This window comes from Microbacterium sp., assembly GCF_031178525.1.
Classification (GTDB): domain Bacteria; phylum Actinomycetota; class Actinomycetes; order Actinomycetales; family Microbacteriaceae; genus Microbacterium.
Genome location: NZ_JAPSJA010000021.1, coordinates 1 through 19,812, shown reverse-complemented (window position 1 = coordinate 19,812; position 19,812 = coordinate 1). Strand labels below are relative to the sequence as shown.

Annotated in this window: 17 protein-coding genes and 3 tRNA genes; 7 read left to right on the top strand and 13 right to left on the bottom strand. The window is 71.1% G+C overall.

The genetic code is table 11. The features are described from left to right. Positions 1-498, bottom strand: a 498-nt coding sequence (locus tag RIF89_RS03010; protein ID WP_309067677.1) for a LysR family transcriptional regulator, incomplete at its 3' end; no start/stop codon positions are given. Positions 499-596: 98 nt separating this feature from the next. On the opposite strand from RIF89_RS03010, the gene RIF89_RS03005 reads away from it, so the two are divergent. Continuing rightward, positions 597-1,811 (top strand): MFS transporter, encoded by a 1,215-nt coding sequence (locus tag RIF89_RS03005; RefSeq protein ID WP_309067676.1) that lies wholly within the window; start codon positions 597-599, stop codon positions 1,809-1,811. Positions 1,812-2,091: 280 nt separating this feature from the next. On the opposite strand, the gene RIF89_RS03000 is transcribed toward RIF89_RS03005, so the two are convergent. The 6 genes from RIF89_RS03000 to RIF89_RS02975 all read right to left on the bottom strand — a co-directional run bounded on the left by RIF89_RS03000 (position 2,092) and on the right by RIF89_RS02975 (position 5,589). Next, a tRNA-Met gene (locus tag RIF89_RS03000) sits at positions 2,092-2,165 on the bottom strand. 37 nt (positions 2,166-2,202) lie between these two features. Next, positions 2,203-2,274 (bottom strand) — tRNA-Thr (locus RIF89_RS02995). A gap of 81 nt (positions 2,275-2,355) precedes the next feature. Continuing rightward, positions 2,356-3,615: a M23 family metallopeptidase gene (locus RIF89_RS02990; protein WP_309067675.1), complete on the bottom strand. Its 1,260-nt coding sequence runs from the start codon at positions 3,613-3,615 to the stop codon at positions 2,356-2,358. 332 nt (positions 3,616-3,947) lie between these two features. Further along, entirely contained in the window at positions 3,948-4,739 is a 792-nt protein-coding gene (locus RIF89_RS02985; RefSeq protein WP_309067674.1) for an inositol monophosphatase family protein, read from the bottom strand. Between the two features lie 150 nt (positions 4,740-4,889). Further along, positions 4,890-4,971: transfer RNA gene (locus tag RIF89_RS02980), tRNA-Tyr, on the bottom strand. Between the two features lie 126 nt (positions 4,972-5,097). Beyond that, positions 5,098-5,589, bottom strand: coding sequence for an FBP domain-containing protein (locus RIF89_RS02975; protein WP_309067673.1), 492 nt, complete (start codon positions 5,587-5,589; stop codon positions 5,098-5,100). Positions 5,590-5,699: 110 nt separating this feature from the next. Between RIF89_RS02975 and RIF89_RS02970 the strand changes: the two genes are divergently transcribed. The 3 genes from RIF89_RS02970 to RIF89_RS02960 all read left to right on the top strand — a co-directional run bounded on the left by RIF89_RS02970 (position 5,700) and on the right by RIF89_RS02960 (position 8,722). After that, positions 5,700-6,188 carry a YajQ family cyclic di-GMP-binding protein gene (locus tag RIF89_RS02970; protein WP_309067672.1) on the top strand — a complete coding sequence of 163 codons (489 nt, stop codon included), beginning with the start codon at positions 5,700-5,702 and terminating at the stop codon, positions 6,186-6,188. A 176-nt stretch (positions 6,189-6,364) separates the two neighbouring features. Further along, positions 6,365-6,988, top strand: a complete 624-nt coding sequence (locus RIF89_RS02965; RefSeq protein WP_309067671.1) for a GntR family transcriptional regulator — start codon at positions 6,365-6,367, stop codon at positions 6,986-6,988. A 21-nt stretch (positions 6,989-7,009) separates the two neighbouring features. Further along, a complete protein-coding gene (locus RIF89_RS02960; RefSeq protein ID WP_309067670.1) occupies positions 7,010-8,722 on the top strand; it encodes a glycoside hydrolase family 13 protein in 1,713 nt (570 codons plus the stop codon). Between the two features lie 40 nt (positions 8,723-8,762). On the opposite strand, the gene RIF89_RS02955 is transcribed toward RIF89_RS02960, so the two are convergent. Next, positions 8,763-9,842 carry a serine hydrolase domain-containing protein gene (locus tag RIF89_RS02955; protein WP_309067669.1) on the bottom strand — a complete coding sequence of 360 codons (1,080 nt, stop codon included), beginning with the start codon at positions 9,840-9,842 and terminating at the stop codon, positions 8,763-8,765. 87 nt (positions 9,843-9,929) lie between these two features. Here RIF89_RS02955 and RIF89_RS02950 point away from each other — a divergent pair, with 87 nt between their 5' ends. Continuing rightward, complete coding sequence (locus tag RIF89_RS02950) at positions 9,930-10,469, top strand: helix-turn-helix transcriptional regulator (protein WP_309067668.1); 540 nt, start codon at positions 9,930-9,932, stop codon at positions 10,467-10,469. 14 nt (positions 10,470-10,483) lie between these two features. Here the strand turns inward: RIF89_RS02950 and RIF89_RS02945 are convergent, their stop codons facing one another. From RIF89_RS02945 to RIF89_RS02925, 5 genes are all read right to left on the bottom strand, one after another. Further along, positions 10,484-12,250: a M23 family metallopeptidase gene (locus RIF89_RS02945; protein WP_309067667.1), complete on the bottom strand. Its 1,767-nt coding sequence runs from the start codon at positions 12,248-12,250 to the stop codon at positions 10,484-10,486. A 70-nt stretch (positions 12,251-12,320) separates the two neighbouring features. Further along, positions 12,321-13,331, bottom strand: a complete 1,011-nt coding sequence (locus RIF89_RS02940) for an ABC transporter permease (protein ID WP_309067666.1) — start codon at positions 13,329-13,331, stop codon at positions 12,321-12,323. 43 nt (positions 13,332-13,374) lie between these two features. After that, positions 13,375-14,856 carry a sugar ABC transporter ATP-binding protein gene (locus RIF89_RS02935; RefSeq protein WP_309067665.1) on the bottom strand — a complete coding sequence of 494 codons (1,482 nt, stop codon included), beginning with the start codon at positions 14,854-14,856 and terminating at the stop codon, positions 13,375-13,377. 79 nt (positions 14,857-14,935) lie between these two features. Then, entirely contained in the window at positions 14,936-16,081 is a 1,146-nt protein-coding gene (locus tag RIF89_RS02930; protein WP_309067664.1) for a substrate-binding domain-containing protein, read from the bottom strand. Between the two features lie 59 nt (positions 16,082-16,140). After that, positions 16,141-17,595, bottom strand: a complete 1,455-nt coding sequence (locus RIF89_RS02925) for an aldehyde dehydrogenase family protein (protein WP_309067663.1) — start codon at positions 17,593-17,595, stop codon at positions 16,141-16,143. Positions 17,596-17,735: 140 nt separating this feature from the next. Here RIF89_RS02925 and RIF89_RS02920 point away from each other — a divergent pair, with 140 nt between their 5' ends. Together RIF89_RS02920 and RIF89_RS02915 are read left to right on the top strand one after the other, a co-directional pair. Next, complete coding sequence (locus RIF89_RS02920; protein WP_309067662.1) at positions 17,736-18,662, top strand: AraC family transcriptional regulator; 927 nt, start codon at positions 17,736-17,738, stop codon at positions 18,660-18,662. A 249-nt stretch (positions 18,663-18,911) separates the two neighbouring features. After that, positions 18,912-19,812: DEAD/DEAH box helicase (locus tag RIF89_RS02915; RefSeq protein WP_309067661.1), on the top strand; the 901-nt coding region annotated here is incomplete at its 3' end.

Sequence of the window (19,812 nt, the reverse complement as noted above, 5' to 3'; positions counted from 1 at the left end):
GACGGTGAGCTCGCGCTCGTGGACGGGGAACTCGGCGATCACGGCGTCGACCTCGCCGTCGAGTACCGCGGTGAATGGGGAACCGAGCGACAGGTCGTGGGTGTGCACCGTGATCCCGTGCTCGTCATACAGGGCGCGGAAGGCGGTGGTGATCTCCTCGTAGACCATGCCGGTGAACCCGATCCGCAGCTCCTCGACCGCACCCCGCAGAGCTCGCTCACGTGCGCGGGTGAAGGTGCGCAGCAGGGTGCGGTAGGCGGGACGGACTTCGCTGACGAACTGGGCACCGATACGGGTGAGGGTAACGCGGCGGCTGGTGCGCTCAACCAGGAGCGCACCGACACGGCTTTCGAGTTCGGCGATGAGCTGGCTTACGCGGGACTGAGAGTAGCCCAGCCGTGCGGCGGTGCGCCCGAAGTGGAGTTCTTCGGCAAGGGTGATCAGGCACTCGATCTGCTGGATGTTCGCCTGATGCATTGTCGGAAACTCGGCGCTCACGCCCACCACTCTAGGCACGGGATCAATCAGTCTGACTCATCGTTCTATGAGGACATCGCTGTTGTTCCGCGGGCCATTCACGCGATGGGCTGGATGGTATGAATGCTGGATCTTCCCCTGCATCGATCCGTGAGGATCACACCTCGCTGCCCCAGTGGGTCGCCGTGGGCGTCGTCACGCTCGCGACGTTCACCGTGGTGACCTCCGAAATGCTGCCCGTCGGGGTGCTCACCCCGATGGCCGATGGATTGGGCATCTCCACCGGGGCCGCCGGCACGAGCTTGACCATCACCGGTCTCGTCTCCGCCGTCACCGCCTCGATCGTCCCGCGCCTGCTGGGGAACCTCGACCGCCGCACGGTGCTCGCGGCCGCGATGGTGATCCTCGCGATTGGCAACGGCATGACCACGATCGCGGACGGGTTCGGGATGCTCGTCGTCTCGCGGATCATCCTGGGCGTCGGCATGGGAACGGTGTGGGGCATGGCGTCGGCCGTCGCGATCCGGCTCGTCGCCCCGCGCAACGTCTCCCTTGCGGTCTCCTTCGCCGTCAGCGGCGTCGCCTCCGCGTCCGTCCTCGGAGTCCCACTGGGCACGTTCGTCGGCAACGTCTTCGGGTGGCGAGCGGCGTTCGGCTCTCTCACCGCCTTCGCCCTCATCATCGCGCTCGCCCTGATCTTCTCGCTGCCGACGCTGCGCCATCCCGAGACCGACGACGCGACGGTCGAGACACACCCACGCAGGTCGCTGCTGCGCCCCACCGTGATCACGGGACTGATCGTCGTGGTGCTGCTGGTGACCGCGCACTTCGCCGCCTACACCTACGTCCGACCCGTGTTAGAGAACCAGACCGAGCTCTCGGCGAACGCCATCGCCCTGCTCCTACTGCTTTACGGCGCGTTCGGGCTGGTCGGCAACTTCGCCTCGGGGGCCGCCGCCGGCCGCAAACCCCGACTCACCGTTCTCCTGCTCGCCGCCGGGATCACCATCGGGATTGCGACCCTGGCCGCATTCGGCGCCGGCGCGCTGGCCGCCGGGATCGCGATCGCGCTCTGGGGCGTCACCTATGGCGGCCTATCGGTCGGAGCGCAACTGTGGATGACGACCGCCGCACCGGATCGAGTCGAGCACGTCACCGGCCTCTACGTCGGCATCTTCACCGGCGCCATCGCCCTCGGTGCCGCCGCCGGCGGCCTCGTGGTCGAAAGCGCGGGCATCATCCCGATGCTGTGGGCAGCCGCAGCGCTCGCCCTCGCCTCGCTCCTGATCGGCGTGTTCGCCCCCGCCCGAAGCGCAGCCTCGTCGGGCAGCTGAAACCGAGTGCGTACTGAGGGCGCACCCGCTTTCGTTCGGGTTGCGGATGACGTCGAGCACGCGCCGCGATCACGTCTTCACTGGGAAGCTCGGCGGGCCGTTCGATAGCGGGAACCTCGCTCACGCCGCCCGGTGGCACTCGGTCCGTGCACAGATGGCCACGTTCCCCGCGATGCCGTCAATGCCGCGAATCGTGAGGTCACATTTCGAGGGGGTGACTACGCGGCAGAGTCGGGTGCACACACGACGAGACCCCCGGTAAACCGGGGGTCTTGATCTGTAGCGGAGGCGGGACTCGAACCCGCGACCTCACGATTATGAGTCGTGCGCTCTCACCAACTGAGCTACTCCGCCGCACAGACATTCGCGGAGTGATCCGTCGGATGTCGAGAGCCCCGAGTCAGGATTGAACTGACGACCCCTTCCTTACCATGGAAGTGCTCTGCCACTGAGCTATCGGGGCGTGCTGCCCGCGCCGGGGCAACCAGACGAGGATATCATCCTCCGGGCGCGGACTCGAACCGAGCCCGCTCCCGCGCGAGTCTCACTCGCCGGCGACCTCGGCCTGAGCGCCGGCCACCTCGGCGGCCTGCTCCTCGGTGTAGTGGATGCCGGCGTGCTCCTCGAGCCAAGGCATCGGGTCGATCGCCTGACCGCTCGGAAGCCGCAGCTCGAAGTGCAGGTGCGCGCCGAACGACCGACCCGTGTTGCCGACGAGGCCCACCGTGTCGCCGACCTCGACCTTGTCGCCGGCCGAGACCTTGAGTGAGCCGTACTGCATGTGCGCGTAGTGACTCGTGATGAGCTGACCGTCGATCACGTGATCGATGTAGACGTTCACGCCGTAGGCGCCACCGGACTCGGTCGCGATGCGCACGGTGCCCGCGGCGATCGCCTGCACGGGAGCACCCGCGCCCGGCGTGAAGTCGATTCCCTCGTGCAGACGGCCCCAGCGCTGACCGAACGAGTAGGACTTGCTCGTGCCGAGCACGATGGGCCACTGGATGTCGGCGGTCGGATCGTTGACGTAGAAGGCGTTGGCGGTGTTGATGCCCGTGACCGCGGCCATCTCGGCGAACGTGGTCGTCTCGTAGCCGCCCGACCCCTGCACCTCTGCGTTCTGCACCTCGGCCGGCGCGACGAAGGCCTGGATCTGCTCGTCGGTCTCCTCGGCAGGACCGGCGGCGATCGACATGTCGCGCACATCGACGGTGTCCGTGGAGGCCAGCGCCGCGAACGGGGTGGTCATCCCGACGGCCAGCAGGCCGACGACACCGAAAGCGCCCAGCGAGGCCGTGACCGTCGCCACGCGCCGTGCCGCCGACGGGCGAGCGCGGCGGGCGCTGTGATGCGCGCCGGCACGCGGCGCGGCCGGAGCGGCCGGACGCGGCTCGTCGGAGGCGACGGGCGTCTCGCCCGTGAAGTTGAGGGCGCGGGCAGCCTCGGCGAACAGGTCGACCGGCTCCTCCGGTGCAGCGCTCTGCGCGGCATCCTGCACGGCCGGCTCCGGAGCGGCGGGCTCGGCGGCGGGGATCGCCTCGGGCGCGATCGCGATGGGCGCGGTCATCACCGTCTCGAGCGAGACGTGCGCCACGGGCTCCTGCGGCACCGGCACGGCGGGCGCCTCGCCCGACGTGCGCCGACGCGAGCGGTGCGATGCGGTGGGCAGGGCGACGACCTCGGAGCGAGCGGCACCCCTGGACGACCGGCGGGTCGCCGGCGCGACGGGAGCGGGCGCGACCGCGGCGGGAGCGACGGGCGCGGGGGTCGCGAACACGGCGGGAAGCGTTTCGCGGGACTGCATCACCGCGTCCGCGTCGCCGACGCGGAGCTGACGCCGCGTCAACGGCACCTCGGGCACGGGGCGCTCTGCTGCGACGCGACGTGAGCGGCGCGTGAGGGGCGCGGACTCAGTCGGGGGGACGTCGAAGGGCACAGTCAACTTTCGGGTAAGCGCCGCAGGGATGCTGGGGAGCTCGGCGCGTCAGTACGGGTCGGGTTCGTCATCCTCGTCTCGGGCGACTGGATAACGATTCAGTAAACAGTAACCGCTCATCGCGGAAAACGCCACGTGCGGATTCCCGTTCGCCGGGATTGCTGGGAGCGGTCTCAAAGTCCCCGCGGCCCCCGTTCGGCTCACTCGAGGATGCGCTGCCGCAGTTCCTCGAACAGGACGGGCCCCGCGACGATCGTGAGCGCGCGACCGTACTCGTCGGGCGCGAACCAGCCCGTGCGTCCTCCCGCCTCGTCCACCAGGAGGCGTCCGGCCGCGACGTCCCAGGGCTTGAGGCCGCGCTCGAAGTAGCCGTCGAGCCGACCGGCGGCGACGAACGACAGATCGAGCGAAGCGGCGCCGATCCGGCGGATGTCGCGTGCCAGCGGCATCACGCGCCCGAGCACGTCGAGGTCGCCCGCGTGCGTGGACTTGTCGTAGCCGAGACCTGTCGCGACGAGCGCGCCCGCCGGCGCATCCTCGGTCACGCGCAACCGCTCGCCGCCGAGCCAGGCACCCTCGCCCGCCGCGGCACGGAACGTCTCCCCCAGAGCCGGGGCGTGCACGACGCCCGCCAGCGCACGCCACTGTGCCGGATCCCGCGATCCCTCGACCGCCGCGATGCTGACGGCGTACGAGGGCATCCCGAACGCGTAGTTGACCGTGCCGTCGATCGGGTCGACCACCCAGGTGATGCCGGTGGTTCCGTCCGCGTCGCCCGACTCCTCCCCGAGGAACCCGTCGTCGGGTCGAGCGTCGGCCAGGCGCCCGCGGATGAGCGTCTCGACCTCGCGATCGGCCTCCGTGACGATGTCGGCGATCGTCGACTTGGACGCGGCGATGGACACTCCCTCGCCCCGGCGACGCCGGGCGAGCTCGCCGGCCTCCTTCGCGATCTCGAGGGCGAGGTCCTGGAGCTCGAGCGGAGACGTCATGCCCTCACGCTACCGGCGGCCGGAACGATGGAGCACGGGCGCCTCGGGGCCTTCGTCGGTGAGGACGGCGGGTCGGCGCCTCGAGGCGAGAGCCCCCGCTCCCCGGGAACGACGAAGCCCCCGGGAGTACCGGGGGCTTCGTCGTGGCGGTGGCAAGTGAGGGATTCGAACCCCCGAAGCATGACGCGGCTGATTTACAGTCAGCTCCCTTTGGCCGCTCGGGCAACTTGCCAAGCGCATCCGACCGACTTATCCAGCCAACCGGAGACGCGAGAGTTCATATTACCCGCACCTGGCCGTGCGTCGAAATCGCCCCGCGTGACCGGGCGCGGCGGCTTCGCGGATGCGGTTGCGCGGATCAGGCGGCCTTGGCGAGCACGCGCTCGACGAACTCGTGCGTGCGCCGCGCGGTGCCGTCGATCTTCATGTCGACGCTGCCCCGGTACTCGTTCGGCGCGAGAGGCATCGCCAGGCGGACGTTCTCGTGGCACGACAGATCGGCGCAGATGTAGGTGCCGACGCTGTCGCCGTGCTCGCCGGCACTGCCCGCCTTACGCGCCGTGAAGAGCGTGACCTGGTTGCCCGGCTGCATCGTGCGACAGATGTTGCAGAACGCCGAGCGCGCGTGCGACGAGCCCTCCGACGCGCGCAGCACGACGCCCGTGACCTCGCCGCCCACCTCCGCCACGATGTAGCCGCGGCTGCGCGAGCGTGGATCGCGCCACGCGAGGAAGTCGAGATGGTCCCACTCCGTGAGCAGGAAGTCGTGGGGCAGGGCGATGACCGACGCGTCGGTCTTCTCGGCGTTGACGAACGACCCGCGGAGCTCCGCCTCGGTGAGCGCGCGCATGCAACCTCCCGGATGTCGGCCCGGCGGGGTGCCGGACTCCCGCGAAGATTCTACGAACCCGAGCGGACCCCGGGCCTCTGCGCAAGACAGCGCCGCATTAGGCTGACCCCATGGCCGACAGCTCTTTCGACATCGTCAGCAAGGTGGACAAGCAGGAGGCGGACAACGCGCTCAATCAGGCCCGCAAGGAGGTCGAGCAGCGCTACGACTTCAAGGGCACCGACGCGTCGATCGCGTGGAGCGGTGAGCAGATCCTGATCACCGCCAACAGCGAGGAGCGCGCGAAGGCCGTGCTCGACGTGTTCCAGTCGAAGCTCATCAAGCGCGGCATCTCGCTGAAGAGCCTCGAGTCCGGTGAGCCGACCGCGAGCGGCAAGGAGTTCAAGCTCGTCTCGAGCCTGAAGGACGGCATCTCGCAGGAGAACGCGAAGAAGATCGGCAAGATCATCCGCGACGAGGCGCCGAAGGGCGTCAAGTCGCAGGTGCAGGGCGACGAGCTGCGCGTGTCGAGCAAGAGCCGCGACGATCTGCAGGAGGTCATCCGCCTGCTGAAGGCCGCCGACCTCGACATCGACCTGCAGTTCATCAACTACCGCTGACGCGCCGTCCGCCCAGGGCGCTGCCCGCTGCCCCGGGTCGGCATCCGGCCGCTGACGTCCAGCTGCCCGTTCGACCCGCTCGCGTAGGATGACCGGGTTCTCATCGCTGCGGGCGCGGTCGCGTGCGCGGCACGGCCCCTTCCCGCGCGGCCTCCACATTCACGGGCGGAAGATTCATGAGCGGGTTGACTCCGATCGACAAGGGCAAGCAGCTGCTGGCGGACACGGTCTTCCAGTACCTCGGCCAGGCGATCATCGACGGCACTCTCGAGCAGGGCGAGCGCATCCGCGACGCGGAGCTCGCCGAGAAGCTGAACGTCTCGCGCATGCCCATCCGCGAGGCCCTGCAGCGCCTGGAGCGCATCGGCCTCGTCGAGATGATGCCGAGCCGGTACACGCGCGTCTCGGTCGTCACCGATGAGATCGTGCGCGCCTCGCTCGCGTACGCCGGCTACAAGTGCGGCATCGAGCTGCGGGTCGCACTGCCGCAGCTCTCCGCCGCGCAGGAGCGGCGAGCGCTCGAGCTGCTCGAGGCCATGGGCGAAGGCCTGGGCGACGTCGAGGCGTCGATCACGGCGCGCATCGCCTTCTCGCGCTACATCGGCTCGATCACACCCGAGACGGTCTACAGCCAGCAGCTCCAGGACCTCGACGTGGCACTCGAGCGCAACCTGCGGCACGTCGGCCCCGTCGCGACCGACGACGAGCTGCGCGACAACTACGCGAGACTGCGCGATGCGATCCGGCGCCGCGACCGCGACACGGCCGAGCGCCTCGTGCGCGACCAGTTCGGCCTCTGAGATCGCCTAGCATCTCGTCACATGACTTCCGCATCCGCCCTGCGTCCGACTTTCACGGGGTCCGAGCGCGACGCCGCGGCCGAGGGCCCGGCCTGGTACCGCACCGCCGCGATCTATCAGATCTACCCGCGCTCGTTCGCCGATGCGAACGGCGACGGCATCGGCGACCTGCCCGGCATCACCTCGCGGCTCGACGCGCTGCAGCAGCTCGGCATCGACGCCATCTGGCTCTCGCCGTTCATGACCTCTCCGCAGAAGGACGCGGGCTACGACGTCGCCGACTACTGCGACGTCGACCCGCTGTTCGGCACCCTGGGCGACTTCGACGAGATGCTCGCGCGTGCGCACGAGCGCGGCATCCGCGTCATCGTCGACCTCGTGCCGAACCATTCCTCCGACCAGCACCCGTGGTTCCAGGCCGCGCTGGCCGCCGCTCCGGGCAGCCCGGAGCGCGCGCGCTACATGTTCCGAGACGGCCGCGGCGCGCACGGCGAGCTGCCGCCGAACAACTGGCAGTCGGTGTTCGGCGGCCACGCCTGGACGCGCGTGACCGAAGCCGACGGCACCCCCGGCCAGTGGTACCTGCACCTGTTCGACGCGAGTCAGCCCGACTTCGACTGGGCGAACGAGGACGTGCGCGAGGAGTTCCGCCGCATCCTGCGTTTCTGGCTCGACCGCGGCGTGGACGGCTTCCGCGTGGACGTGGCCCATGGCCTCGTCAAGCACGACGAGCTGCCCGACTACATGCCGGCCGAGGACGCCGACTCGATGGGCGGCCAGGAGACGGTGCCGTACTGGGCCCAGGAGGGCGTGCACGAGATCTACCGCGACTGGCGCCGCCTGCTCGAGGAGTACGACGGCGACCGCGCGCTGTGTGCCGAGGCCTGGCTGCCGACCGCGGCCGAGACGGCCCTGTGGGTGCGCCCCGACGAGATGCATCAGGCGTTCAACTTCCCGTACCTGATGGCCGACTGGGACGCCACCCAGCTGCGTGCCGTCATCGACGAGTCGCTCCGCGCGTTCGGGGGCGTCGGCGCACCGACCACGTGGGTGCTGTCGAACCACGACGTGATCCGCCACGCGTCGCGCCTGGCGCTCGGCGCCGACGCGCCGCAGGGCCACGGCATCGGCCCGCTCTCCGCCGGCAAGCCCGACCCGGTCGTCGGCCTGCGCCGGGCCCGCGCCGCGACGACCCTCATGCTCGCGCTGCCGGGATCCGCGTACCTCTACCAGGGCGAGGAGCTCGGCCTGCCGGAGGTCATCGAGCTGCCGGACGACGCGCGCCAGGACCCGACGTGGTTCCGCACGCAGGGCGAGCGCTACGGCCGCGACGGCTGCCGCGTGCCGATCCCGTGGGAGGCCGACGCCCCCGCGTTCGGGTTCAGCGAGACGGGCAGCTCGTGGCTGCCGCAGCCTGCGGAATGGGCCGGCCTCGCGCGCGACCGCCAGCAGGACGACTCCGACTCGACGCTGAGCCTCTATCGCGCGCTGCTGCGCCTGCGCCGCGAGCTGGCGCTCGGCGCGAGCGAGGACTTCGCGTGGATCGACGGCTTCCCGGCGTCCACGCTCGCCTTCCGCAGCGGCGCCGTCACGGTGGTCGCGAATGCGGGCTCCGCGCCCGTCCCTCTTCCCGAGGGCGCACGCGTGCTGGTCGCGAGCGCACCGCTCGAGGAAGACGGGTCCGGATCGTTCGCGCTGCCGCGCGACACGGCCGTGTGGCTCGTCCGGGACTGATTCCGGAGGCGCCCGAACGATCTCTCGCCCGGGCGACCGATCAGGCGCTCCCCGCCAGGATCCGCGCGATCCGGGCGTGCGTGCGGAAGCTCTCGGTCATCTCGCGGGAGGACGTGGAGTGGAAGTTGAGCACGACGTGCGCGTCGTGCTCCCGGTGGGAGAACACGTGCGTCGCCCACACCCCCAGGTGGCCCACGGGCTGCGAGAGCCCTCGCATCACGAGGGGGATGAACTCGTTGAAGCGCACGGTCATGATCCCCGCGCCGTAGTGGATGCCCCGGCGGAAGCGCCGCTGCGGCCGGATGAGGCGTTCGAGCAGGCGGGTCTCGATCAGCCGCCCTCCGAGCAGCGCCCGCTGGAACCGGATGAAGTCGTCCGCCGTCGCGACGACGTTGCCTCCCGCCCAGTCGAGGCTCACGCACCGCGCACGGCTGAACTCCTCCCCCTCGATCCAGAACGGGGCGACGTCGATCGTGGAGAGGTCGTCGGGGATGAGGGCGGCGTCGTACGGCGTGGAGGCGCGCTCCATCCCGGTCGGCTCGAAGATGCGGGTGCGCAGCTGCGCAGCGAACGGCTCGCCGCCGGTCTCCTCCACGATGCGGCCGAGCAGCACGTAGCCCGTGTCGGAGTAGTGGAACCGCTCGCCGGGCCTCCCCACGGCGGGCAGCGAGCGCGCCTGGTCGAGGAGGTCGGCCGGCGTCCAGCGCCGATCGCGATGGCGGGAGAGCGTCCGCACCGACGCCTCGGTCGTGTGCCCTCGAGGTGGGTCGAAGAAGTCCGGGATGCCGCTCGTGTGGGCGAGCAGCTGCTCGACGGTCACCTCACGCGCGACGTCCACGCCTGCCGCCCCCGGCAGCCCCGTGACGTCCGCTTCCGGCAGGAGCTGCCCGATCGGCGCCTCGAGGGCGAGGCGGCCCTCTTCGGCGAGCATCGCGATCAGCGTCGTGGTGAACAGCTTGCCCGAGCTCGCGGCGTGGAACGGCCGTTCGACATCGCCGAAGCCGAACTCCCAGTCCGGTGCGGACACCCGCACGAGCGGCGCCGGCATCCCCCGCCGTCGGCCCGCCATCCGTTCCAGGCCGGCCCGCAGCGCGGCCTCCGCGCGTGATCGATCCGTCATCGTCTCTCCCTGCAGTGCTCGATCTGACATATCTACGAGACATCTCTAACAGACATGTCGGCGAGATGCAACGATTAGGATCGCGACGTGGCACACGTGATCCTGGGATTCCTGATGATCGCGCCCATGAGCCTGTACGAGCTCGTGAAGGCGTTCGAGTCGAGCGTCTCGCTCTTCTACAGCGCGAGCACCGGCAGCATCAAGCGCGCCCTCGACATCCTTCGCGCCGACGGCCGCATCGAGGCCGCCGCCGAACATCCCGGCGCCCGCGGCAAGAAGACCTACCGCCTCACCGACGCGGGTCGCCGCGCCTTCCACGACTGGCTGACCGCCGCACCCGACGGCCCGGATCTGGAGACCGCGGCGCTGTCCCGGCTGTTCTTCCTCGGCCTGCTGGCACCGGACGAGCGCGCGCCCGTGATCGAGCGCATCCTGGGGCGGATCGACGGCGAACTCGCCGTGCTGACGGCGGTCGACGCGCAGCTGAAGCACATGCCGGTCGCGGACGAGCATCGCGAGCTCGTGCCGTACCAGCGCGCGACCCTCGACTACGGCCTCACGGGCCTGCGCACCGCGCGGGACTGGTTCGGAGAGCTGCTGGAGCGCGAGCGGTCAGGCCGCGTCTAGGAGAGCCGTTTCGCTCAGGGAAGCCACTTCATCGGGTCGACGATCTTGCCGTCCACCCGCACCTCGATATGCAGGTGCTCGATCGTGGCGTTCCCCGTCGCCCCCATGTAGCCGATGATCTGACCGGCCTTGACCCGCTGGCCCGCGACGACCGGCGGTGTGTTGATCAGGTGAGCCGATCGCGTCTCGACCTTCTTGCCGTCGACCACGTGGTTCACCGTGACGAGATAGCCGTACGCGCCACCCGACGCTCCGGCGAAGCGCACGACGCCGTCCGCGACCGCGTGGATGGGCGTCCAGGCGGGCGCCAGGATGTCGGCTCCCTCGTGCGTCGTCGTCACCGTCCGGCTCACCCGGTACGGCTCGCGGACCGGGAACACCACGGTCGACTTCTTCACCGACGTCGGCTGCGCCGAGCCGGATGCCGCGGGCGGCAGCGTCAGGCTCCACGCTCCGGAACCGGTCACGGTGGCGATCGTCGGTCCGGCGAGCATCGTGCCGCTCGCGGCCCCCGCGGCGAGCGCGGCGCTGCTCCGGTCCGGGTACAGCGTGGCGAGCCTGCCCGCGGCGGGCGCCGTCGAGGCGAGCTGATCGATCCGCGCCCCGCCTGCCGTCGAGCGGACGGTCCCGGCGCCGCCCCCGTAGAGGTACGCTTCCGCGCCGTCGCCCGCGGTCTCGAGCTCCTCGAGCGAGCTCACGGGGTGCGACGTGAGCACCCAGGAGCCGCGCGACGTGACGCGGAGGGACCTCACGTCGCCACCCTTGGGGTCGCCCCACACCACAGTGCGCGCGCCGCCCGGGTTCGAGACGAGGCGCTGCGTGGATCCATCCGCCCGCACGGCGTCGACCCGGAGTGAGGAGTCTCCCGACGCGATCGTGATCGCACCGCGGCGCGCACCCGCGGGGACCGCGACCGTCGCATTGCCGGATCCCTTCGTGGTCGTCGCGACGAACGACCCGTAGGTGCCGTCGGCCCACGACCGCGTCGAAGCGGCAGGGCGGGTGCCGCGGCGCACGCCGAGGCTGTCGGCGCCGTCGCCGTTCCAGTCGCCCACGAGCGTCGCGTCGCCCGCGCGCCCGTACACGAGCCGCCGATCGGCCTCGCCGCCCGAGAAGTCGTTCTTGATGAAGTAGGTCGCGTCGCGCCGCACGCCGATCGTGTCGATCCGGTCGCCGTCCCAGTCGCCCACGTACACGCGGTCGCCCGCGCGCCCGAACGGCACGCGGACGTCCGCCTCGCCGCCCGCGAGGCTGTTGCGCAGATGGAAGACGTTGCCGCGGCGCACGCCGATCGTGTCGCGGCCGTCCCCGTCCCAGTCGCCGATCACCACGTCGTCGCCCTCGCGGCCGTACACGATCACCCTGCTCGCGGCGCCTCCCGTGAGCTTGTCGTTGATGTAGTACGTGCGTCCGCGGCGGACGGCGAGCGTGTCCTTGCCGTCGCCGTTCCAGTCGCCCACCAGCGTGACGTCGTCGGGCCGACCGTAGAGCGCGACGCTCGCGGGCGCCTCCGCGCCGTGCGTGTCGGCGAACAGGTACGCGCGCTGGCGGCGGACGGCGAGCGTGTCGGCGCCGTCGCCGTTCCAGTCGCCCACGAGCACGCCGTCGCCCGGCAGCCCGTAGTCGTAGGCGCGGTTCGCCTGGCCGGTCCACCGATCGTTGAGGTGGAAGTCGTCGCCGAAGCCGCCAACCTCGCCGCCGGTCGCGGACGCGGGTGCGGCGAGGAGGAGGGACGCGATGACCGCCGCAAGCGCGGCGGTCGCGGGGGGAAGGACGCGCATGATCCTCAGCGTATGCCCAGGATCCGCGCCGCCCGGCACGCGCTGCCGCCGAGTGGGCGAGCGTCTCGCGTCAGGGGCGGCGGCGGCCGATGCCCTTCAGGACGCGTCCGACCGCCGACCCGCGACGGGATGTGCTCTCCCACTGCGACAGCGCCACCGCGAGCAGAAGCGCCAGGCCGTAGAACAGGTCGTTGACCCAGCGGGGCGACCCCGCCAGCTGCAGACCCTTGATGCCCACCGCGAGCACGTACATCGCGACGATCGTGCCCCACACGTTGAACCGGCCGCCCTTGAACTGGGTGGATCCGAGGAACACGGCGGTGAGCGCCGGCAGCAGGAAGCTCGGCCCCACGGTCGGGTCGCCGGCGTTGATGCGGCTCGTCAGCAGCGCTCCCGCGAGCGCCGCGATCGCGCCGCCGGCCGTGAGGCTCCAGATCCGCAGCCCCTCGACGCCGACGCCGGCGAGGCGTGCTGCCTCGGGGTTGTAGCCCGCCGCGTACATGCGGCGGCCGACGGGCGTGCGCTCGAGCACGTACCAGGTGACGACGGCGACGAAGAACAGGATGTACACCGGCACGGTGACGCCGCCCCACTGCGTCGTCGCGATCATCCGGTAGTCGGGTCCGAGATCCAGGATTTGCTGGCTGCCCGAGACCCACGCCATGCCCGCGAGCAGGATCGAGCTCATGCCGAGCGTCGCGATGATCGGCTCGACCTTGAGCCGCGTGATCACGAGCGCGGTGACGAGCCCGATCAGGGCGCCGGACAGGATGACGACGGGCAGCTGCAGGGCGATCGGCAGCCCCGCCTTCGACAGGAACCAGGCCGACAGGATCGCGGAGAACCCGACCTGCGCGCCGACCGCGAGGTTGAGCGATCCGGCGACGAGCGGGATGAGCGCGGCGATCGCGGCCAGCCCCGTCAAGGCCTCGGCATCCAGCAGCGAGCGCCACACACCCGGCTGCAGGAACTTGTCGGGGATCCAGATCGCGAAGACCGCGAAGATCACGATGAAGATGTAGACCGCACTGATGTTGCGGAAGGACAGGGCGCGCAGGATGTCGCTGCGACGAGTGCTCACGGGGCCTCCTCGGCCGGGGATGTCTCGGGTAAGGGGTGGGAGATCAGGCGAGGCCGTAGCCCTCGCTGACCAGGCGGTGCTCGGTGAGGTCGGAGCCGCTCAGCTCGACGACGCCGCGTCCGTCGCGCATCACGATCACGCGATCGCACAGGCGCAGGAGCTCCTTGGCATCGGACGAGCTCACGAGCACCGCGGTGCCGGCCGCGGCCGCGCGCTCGATCGCCTCGTAGATGGCGGCCTTCGCCCCGATGTCGACGCCCTGGGTGGGCTCGTCGAGCAGCAGGACGACCGGATCGTCGCGCAGGGCGCGGGCCATCACGACCTTCTGCTGGTTGCCGCCGCTGAAGAGGGAGAACCGCTGCTCCGGCAGGGCGGGCCGCACGCCGTACTCCGACATGAGCGTGCTCACCTCCGCCTTCTCGGCGCGCGACGAGATCGCCCCCGCCGGTCCGGTGAGCGTGCGCAGCTGGGGCAGGGTCACGTTCTCGCGCGCGTTCATGTCCCGCACCGCACCGAGCCGAGCGCGGTCCCCGGGGACGAAGGCGACGCCGCGACGCAGGCTCGACGCAGGGCTGCGACGTGGGTGTTCGGCACCGGCGACGGAGAACTCGTCGGCGGCCGCCTCGGCCGCGCCGTACAGCAGCGACGGCACGGCCTCCCGGCCCGAGCCCAGCACGCCCGCGACGCCGACGACCTCGCCGGGCTGCAGGCGCAGGTCGAGGTGCTCGACGGTCCCGCCGCGCAGGCCGCGCACCGACAGCACCGGCACCTCGCCCTCGCGACGCACACCGGTGTGGGATCCGGCGACGGCCGCGGCGGCGGATCCCGTGATCAGCTCGACGAGCCGCTGGTGGTCGACGCCGGCGACCGCCTCATCGGCGACCTTCCGCCCATCGCGGAGCACGACGATCCGGTGCGCGAGGCTCAGCACCTCGTCCAGTCGGTGCGAGACGAAGATCACTCCCGCACCCTCGGCCGCGAGTCGGCGCACGGCGTCGAAGAGCACGTCGACCTCGCTGCGGTGCAGCGACTCCGTCGACTCGTCGAGCACGATCACGTTCGCCGGATGCGCCCAGCCGTCCAGCGCGCGGCTGATCGCCACGACGGCGCGCTGTGCGGGCGTCAGCGTGCCCACGGGAACGTCGACGTCGAACACGGGACCGAAGCGCGCGATCAGCTCGCGCGTCCGCTGCCGTTCGGCCGTCCGATTCACCGGGGCGGCGCCCGCGGCGCCCGTGCGCTTGACCAGCGCGAGGTTCTCCACCGCCGACAGCTCGCCCACGAGGGCGAGGTCCTGATGGATGAAGTGCAGGTCGGTGCCCTCGGCGAGCTCGACCGTGCCGCCGTCGGACGTGTACGCGCCCGCCAGCACCTTCACGAGCGTCGACTTGCCGGAGCCGTTGTGTCCCAGCACGGCGACGATCTCGCCGGGGCGCACCTCCAGACTCACGCTGTCGAGCGCGATGAGGCTCGGGAACGCCTTGACGAGGTCGGTGACGCGCAGCAGGGGTGCGGCGTCGGACATGGGTTCTCCTTGGTTCGGGTCCGGGAGGAGATCGGGAGGGCCCGCAGGGTCGGACCCTCCCGATCGGTCAGGCGACTCGCTACTCGGCGAGCCAGTTGGCCGCGAACCGGTCCTGGTAGTCCTCGATCGCGACGTAACCCGTCACGGGGTCCTCCGGGGCGTTCGCCTGGTCGGTGATCCGGGTCAGCGTCGCGGCGCGGGTCTCGACGTCCGGCCACTCGTAGTCCTGGCCGGCCATCTCCCGCAGCAGCTGGTCGAGCACCGTCCACATCATGAGGTTGAGGTCGACGGACAGCGTCGCGTCCTGGTCGCCCGCGACGATCTGCTCGTAGTTCGGCGGCGCGGTCCACATCGCGATGCCCTTGGTGTCGAGGCCCGCGAGGCTCAGCTTCTGCGGCAGGCCGATCTGCACCTCGTCGACGGCGGCGATGAAGTACTCCGTGTCGGGGTTCGCCTGCAGGTCGCTCACGACGCGGTCGGCGGCGGTCGAACCGAGCTCGGCGATCGGGATGTCCACCACGCGCAGCGTGCAGTCGGGGCACAGCTCGGCGAGCTTGTCCTGTGCCCCCTCGAGCTCCAGCGCCGAGAACGGGAACTCCGGGACGTTGTAGAAGACGTACTCCGCCGCGCCGCCCGAGCGGGCGACGGCCGCCGCCGCCAGCACGCCGCCGTTGGTCTTCATCCACTCGGGTCCGTTGAAGGCCTCGGGAAGGCCGTGCTCGACGGTGTTCATGACGGAGCCGCTCGCGATCGGGATGCCGAGCTCGTTCAGCTGCTCGATCTGCGGCTCGAAGAAGATCGGGTCGAGCGTGATGTTGATCACGCCGTCGGGCGCCAGCTCGACGACGGTGTTCATCGCCGAGTTGATGCTCTGGGCGTCACGTCCCACCTCGACGCGCTCGAGCTCGAGCCCGAGCAGCTCCGCGGGAGCCTGCAGGTTCTGCCACATCACGGCGCTGACCGGCGTGCCCACGTCGAGATACACGACGTGGGCGCCCTTCTCGACGGGAGCCTCGAGCGGCTCGTCGATCAGGAGGTTCTTCTCGCCCTCGCCCGTCCAGGGGGCGAGGAACTCCTCGGCGGCCGCGACGTCGGCGCCGCCGGTCGCGCCGTCCTCGGCGGCGGGTTCGGCGGGGTCCGCCGAGCTCGAGCAGGCAGTGAGGGCGAGAGCCCCTGTGGCGATGAGAGCCGCGGCGTGCAGCCCTCGCATTCGTCGTCCGCGCATCGTCGCACGTCCTTTCGGTCGGGTTGGGTTCGGGTCGTAGGGGTAAGCAGAAGGCGGATTCAGAAGGGGTAGCGCTGGATCTGCGACTGCACCGTGACCCACTGGGTCTCGGTGAAGGCGTCGATGTTCGCCTCGTGCCCGCCGAAGCGCGCGCCGGTGCCGGAGAAGCCCGTGCCGCCGAACGGCGCCTGCGGCTCGTCGTCGACCGTCTGGTCGTTGATGTGCAGGATGCCGCTGGGGATGCGGTCGCCGAGCTCGAACGCCCGGAACGCGTCGCCCGCGAGGATCGCGACCGACAGCCCGTACTCGCTCGCGTTGACGAGGTCGACAGCGTCGTCGATGTCCTCGAAGCGCAGGACGGGCGCCACGGGTCCGAAGATCTCGTCCGTGAAGGCGCGGTGATCGGGCCGCACCTCGCCCAGCACGGTGGGCCGGTAGAAGAGGTCGGTGTACTCGCCGCCCGCGAGCAGCCGCGCGCCGGCGTCGACGGACGTCCGGACGATGTCGTGCACGTGGTCGCGCTGGCGCTGGTCGATGATCGGGCCGAGCGGGGCGCCGGTCGAGGGGTCGCCGACGGGCAGCGCGCGCGCCTTCTCGGCTAGCAGCCCGACGTACTCGTCGTAGATGTCCGCGTGCACGATGTGCCGGCCGGTCGTCATGCAGATCTGGCCCTGATGCAGGAACGACCCCCACGCGCCGGCGGACGCGGCGGCGGCCACGTCGACATCGGGCAGCACGATCATCGCGTTGTTGCCGCCGAGCTCGAGGTGCGCGCGCTTCAGGAGGCGCCCCGCCCGCTCGCCGATGATGCGGCCCGCCGCGGTGGATCCCGTGAACGAGATGACGGGCACATCCGCGTGGTCGACGAGCGCGGCTCCGACATCCGCCCCGCCGGGGACGACCGCGAACAGCCCTTCGGGCAGCCCGGCCTCCTCGAGCACCGCCGCGAAGAACAGGCCGCCGGCGATGCTCGTGCGCGGGTCCGGCTTGAGCACGACGGCGTTGCCGAGCGCGAGCGCCGGGAAGATCGAGCGCGCCCCGAGGATCGCGGGGAAGTTGAACGGGGAGATGACGCCGACGACGCCCACGGGGCGCTTGCGCGCGAGACTCAGGCGCGGGTGGACCGACTGCAGCAGCTGGCCGTACGGCATCTGCGCGGTCGCCGCCGCGTGGTGCAGCTCGCCGACCACGAGCCCCGCTTCGAACGCGGCCTTGCCCTGACCGGATCCGGCCTCGTCGACCAGCCAGCGCGCGAGCACGTCGGTGTTCGCGTCCAGGATCGCCGCCGCGCGGCGCATCACGCCGGCCCGCTCGTCGGCGGGCCTCGCGGCCCAGTCGCGCTGCGCGGCCGCCGCGCGAGCGACCGCGTCATCGAGGTCCGCGGCGCCGCCGAAGCCGACCGATGCGAGCGGTGCGCCGGTCGACGGCGAGGTCACGGTCGTGGTGCCGGCGAGCTCGGTCCAGCCGGCGATGTAGCCGCGGCCCTCCCAGAGCTGCTGCGCGAAGAACGTCATCGTCACTCCTGTTCTCCCGTCGTCCTCGACGGTCCTGAGAAACGTATGGGGCTCGCCGGGGCGGCGATCCGGCGTTTTGTGCATGACCGCGCGCGCTTCGATTGACCGGCGCTCCGCCCGCCGGTTACGCTCCACGCACCGTGGAGACGAACGTGGAAGTTCTCGAGGCTGAGAGCGCCGACGACTGGGAGTCGGTCGTCAGCGGCTTCTTCGTGCCCTTGCGCTGCGACGGTTTCGAGAAGACGTTCCGCGCCCGCATGGAGCACGCGATCGTGGACGACCGCCTCTCGGTCTCGCGCGTGACGGAATGCGGCCTGATCGCCGAGCACAGCGGCCGGCTCGCGCGCCGAGCGGAAACCGACGACGTCCACATCTCGCTACAGCTGTCATCGCGCGGCACGGTGGCCCAGGATGGCCGCGCCGCCGCGATCGTGCCGGGCTCGGTCGTGCTCTACGCCACGAACCGCCCCTACCGACTCGACTACTCCTGGCCGGATCAGCAGCACCTGATCCTGCAGATGTCCCGCACGTCGCTGGATGTGCCCCCGCGCATGCTGGAGGCGGCGCTGGCGCGGCTCGCGGTGCCGGGCGGGCGCCGGGCCGTCGCGGCGGGCAACCTGTTCTCGTACATCGAGGCGCTGCCTCCCGGCCCGTCCCCCGAGGCCGCGCATGTCACGCGCGACCTCGCCCGCACGATGATCCGCGCCTCGCTCGGCGAGGGCGCCGCCGTGCCGCGCACGTCGGGCGGGCTGCGGCACGCCGTGCAGGAGCACCTGCGCACCCATGCGCACGACGCGGCGCTCGACATGGACCAGGTCGCGCGGCGGCATCTCGTCTCGCGCCGTCGCCTGTACCAGGCGTTCGAGCAGTCCGGCCAGTCGCCGGCGTCGTTCCTGCGCACGCAGCGCCTGCAGATCGCGGCACGCCTGCTCTCCGACGCCGCCGAGCGCCGCACGGTCGAGCAGATCTGCTACGCCTCCGGCTTCGACGATCCGACCACCTTCACCCGCGCGTTCCGCCGGGCCTACGGCTGCACGCCCCGCGAATGGCGGTCCCTGACCCGCTGATCCGCCGCGATCAGGTCTCATGCGCTCAGGGGTGCTAGGGTCGGGAGTTGCGTCCGAGTCTCGGGCGCATCGTCGTGTCTCGACCGGTCTCCCCGAGACCAGGGCTCGCCGGATCATCCGGCTGACGACCCGCCATCCTGCCGCGGCGAACGGATCCGGCATCCGCCGAGTTCGCCCACCCACCCGGCCCGCGCCCCGATGCGCCCGCGCCCCCGCGCGCTTGCGGCCGGAACACCCCGAAAGAATCACATGACCGCTGCTCAGCAGCCCTCCTTCGCCGACCTCGGCGTCCCCTCCGTGCTCGTCGACGCGCTCGTCGCGATGGAGCGCCCGACCCCCTTCCCGATCCAGCGCGAGACGCTGCCGTCGACGCTCGCGGGACGCGACGTGCTCGGCCGCGGCAAGACCGGCTCCGGCAAGACGCTCGCGTTCGCGATCCCGCTCGTCGCACGCCTCGCGGCCGCGCGCCTCGCGGGCCGCGCCGGCTCGCCCATCGGACTCGTGCTCGCCCCCACGCGCGAGCTCGCGACCCAGATCACGCGCACGATCGAGCCCCTCGCGAAGGCCGCCGGCCTGAGCGTCACGACCATCTTCGGCGGCGTCTCGCAGAAGCCGCAGGAGGCCGCGTTCGCCCGCGGCGTCGACATCGTCGTGGCGTGCCCCGGCCGCCTCGAGGACCTCATGGGTCAGGGCGTCGTGCGCCTCGACCGCGTCGCGGTGACCGTGCTCGACGAGGCCGACCACATGGCCGACCTCGGCTTCCTGCCCGGCGTCACGCGCATCCTGTCCAAGACGCCTGCTGACGGCCAGCGCATGTTCTTCTCGGCCACGCTCGACAACGGCGTGGACAAGCTCGTGAAGCGCTTCCTGCCGAACCCCGAGAACATCGCGATCGACTCGGCGGAGTCGCCCGTGGCCGACATGACGCACCACGTGTTCGAGGCCGCGTCCCCCGAGGCCAAGACCGAGCTCGTCCGGACGCTCGCGTCTGGCACCGCCCGGCGCATCCTGTTCACCCGCACGAAGCACCAGGCGAAGAAGCTCGCCCGGCAGCTGACCAGCGGAGGCATCCCCGCCGTGGACCTGCACGGCAACCTGTCGCAGAACGCGCGCGACCGCAACCTCGCCGACTTCGCGTCGGGCGCCGTGA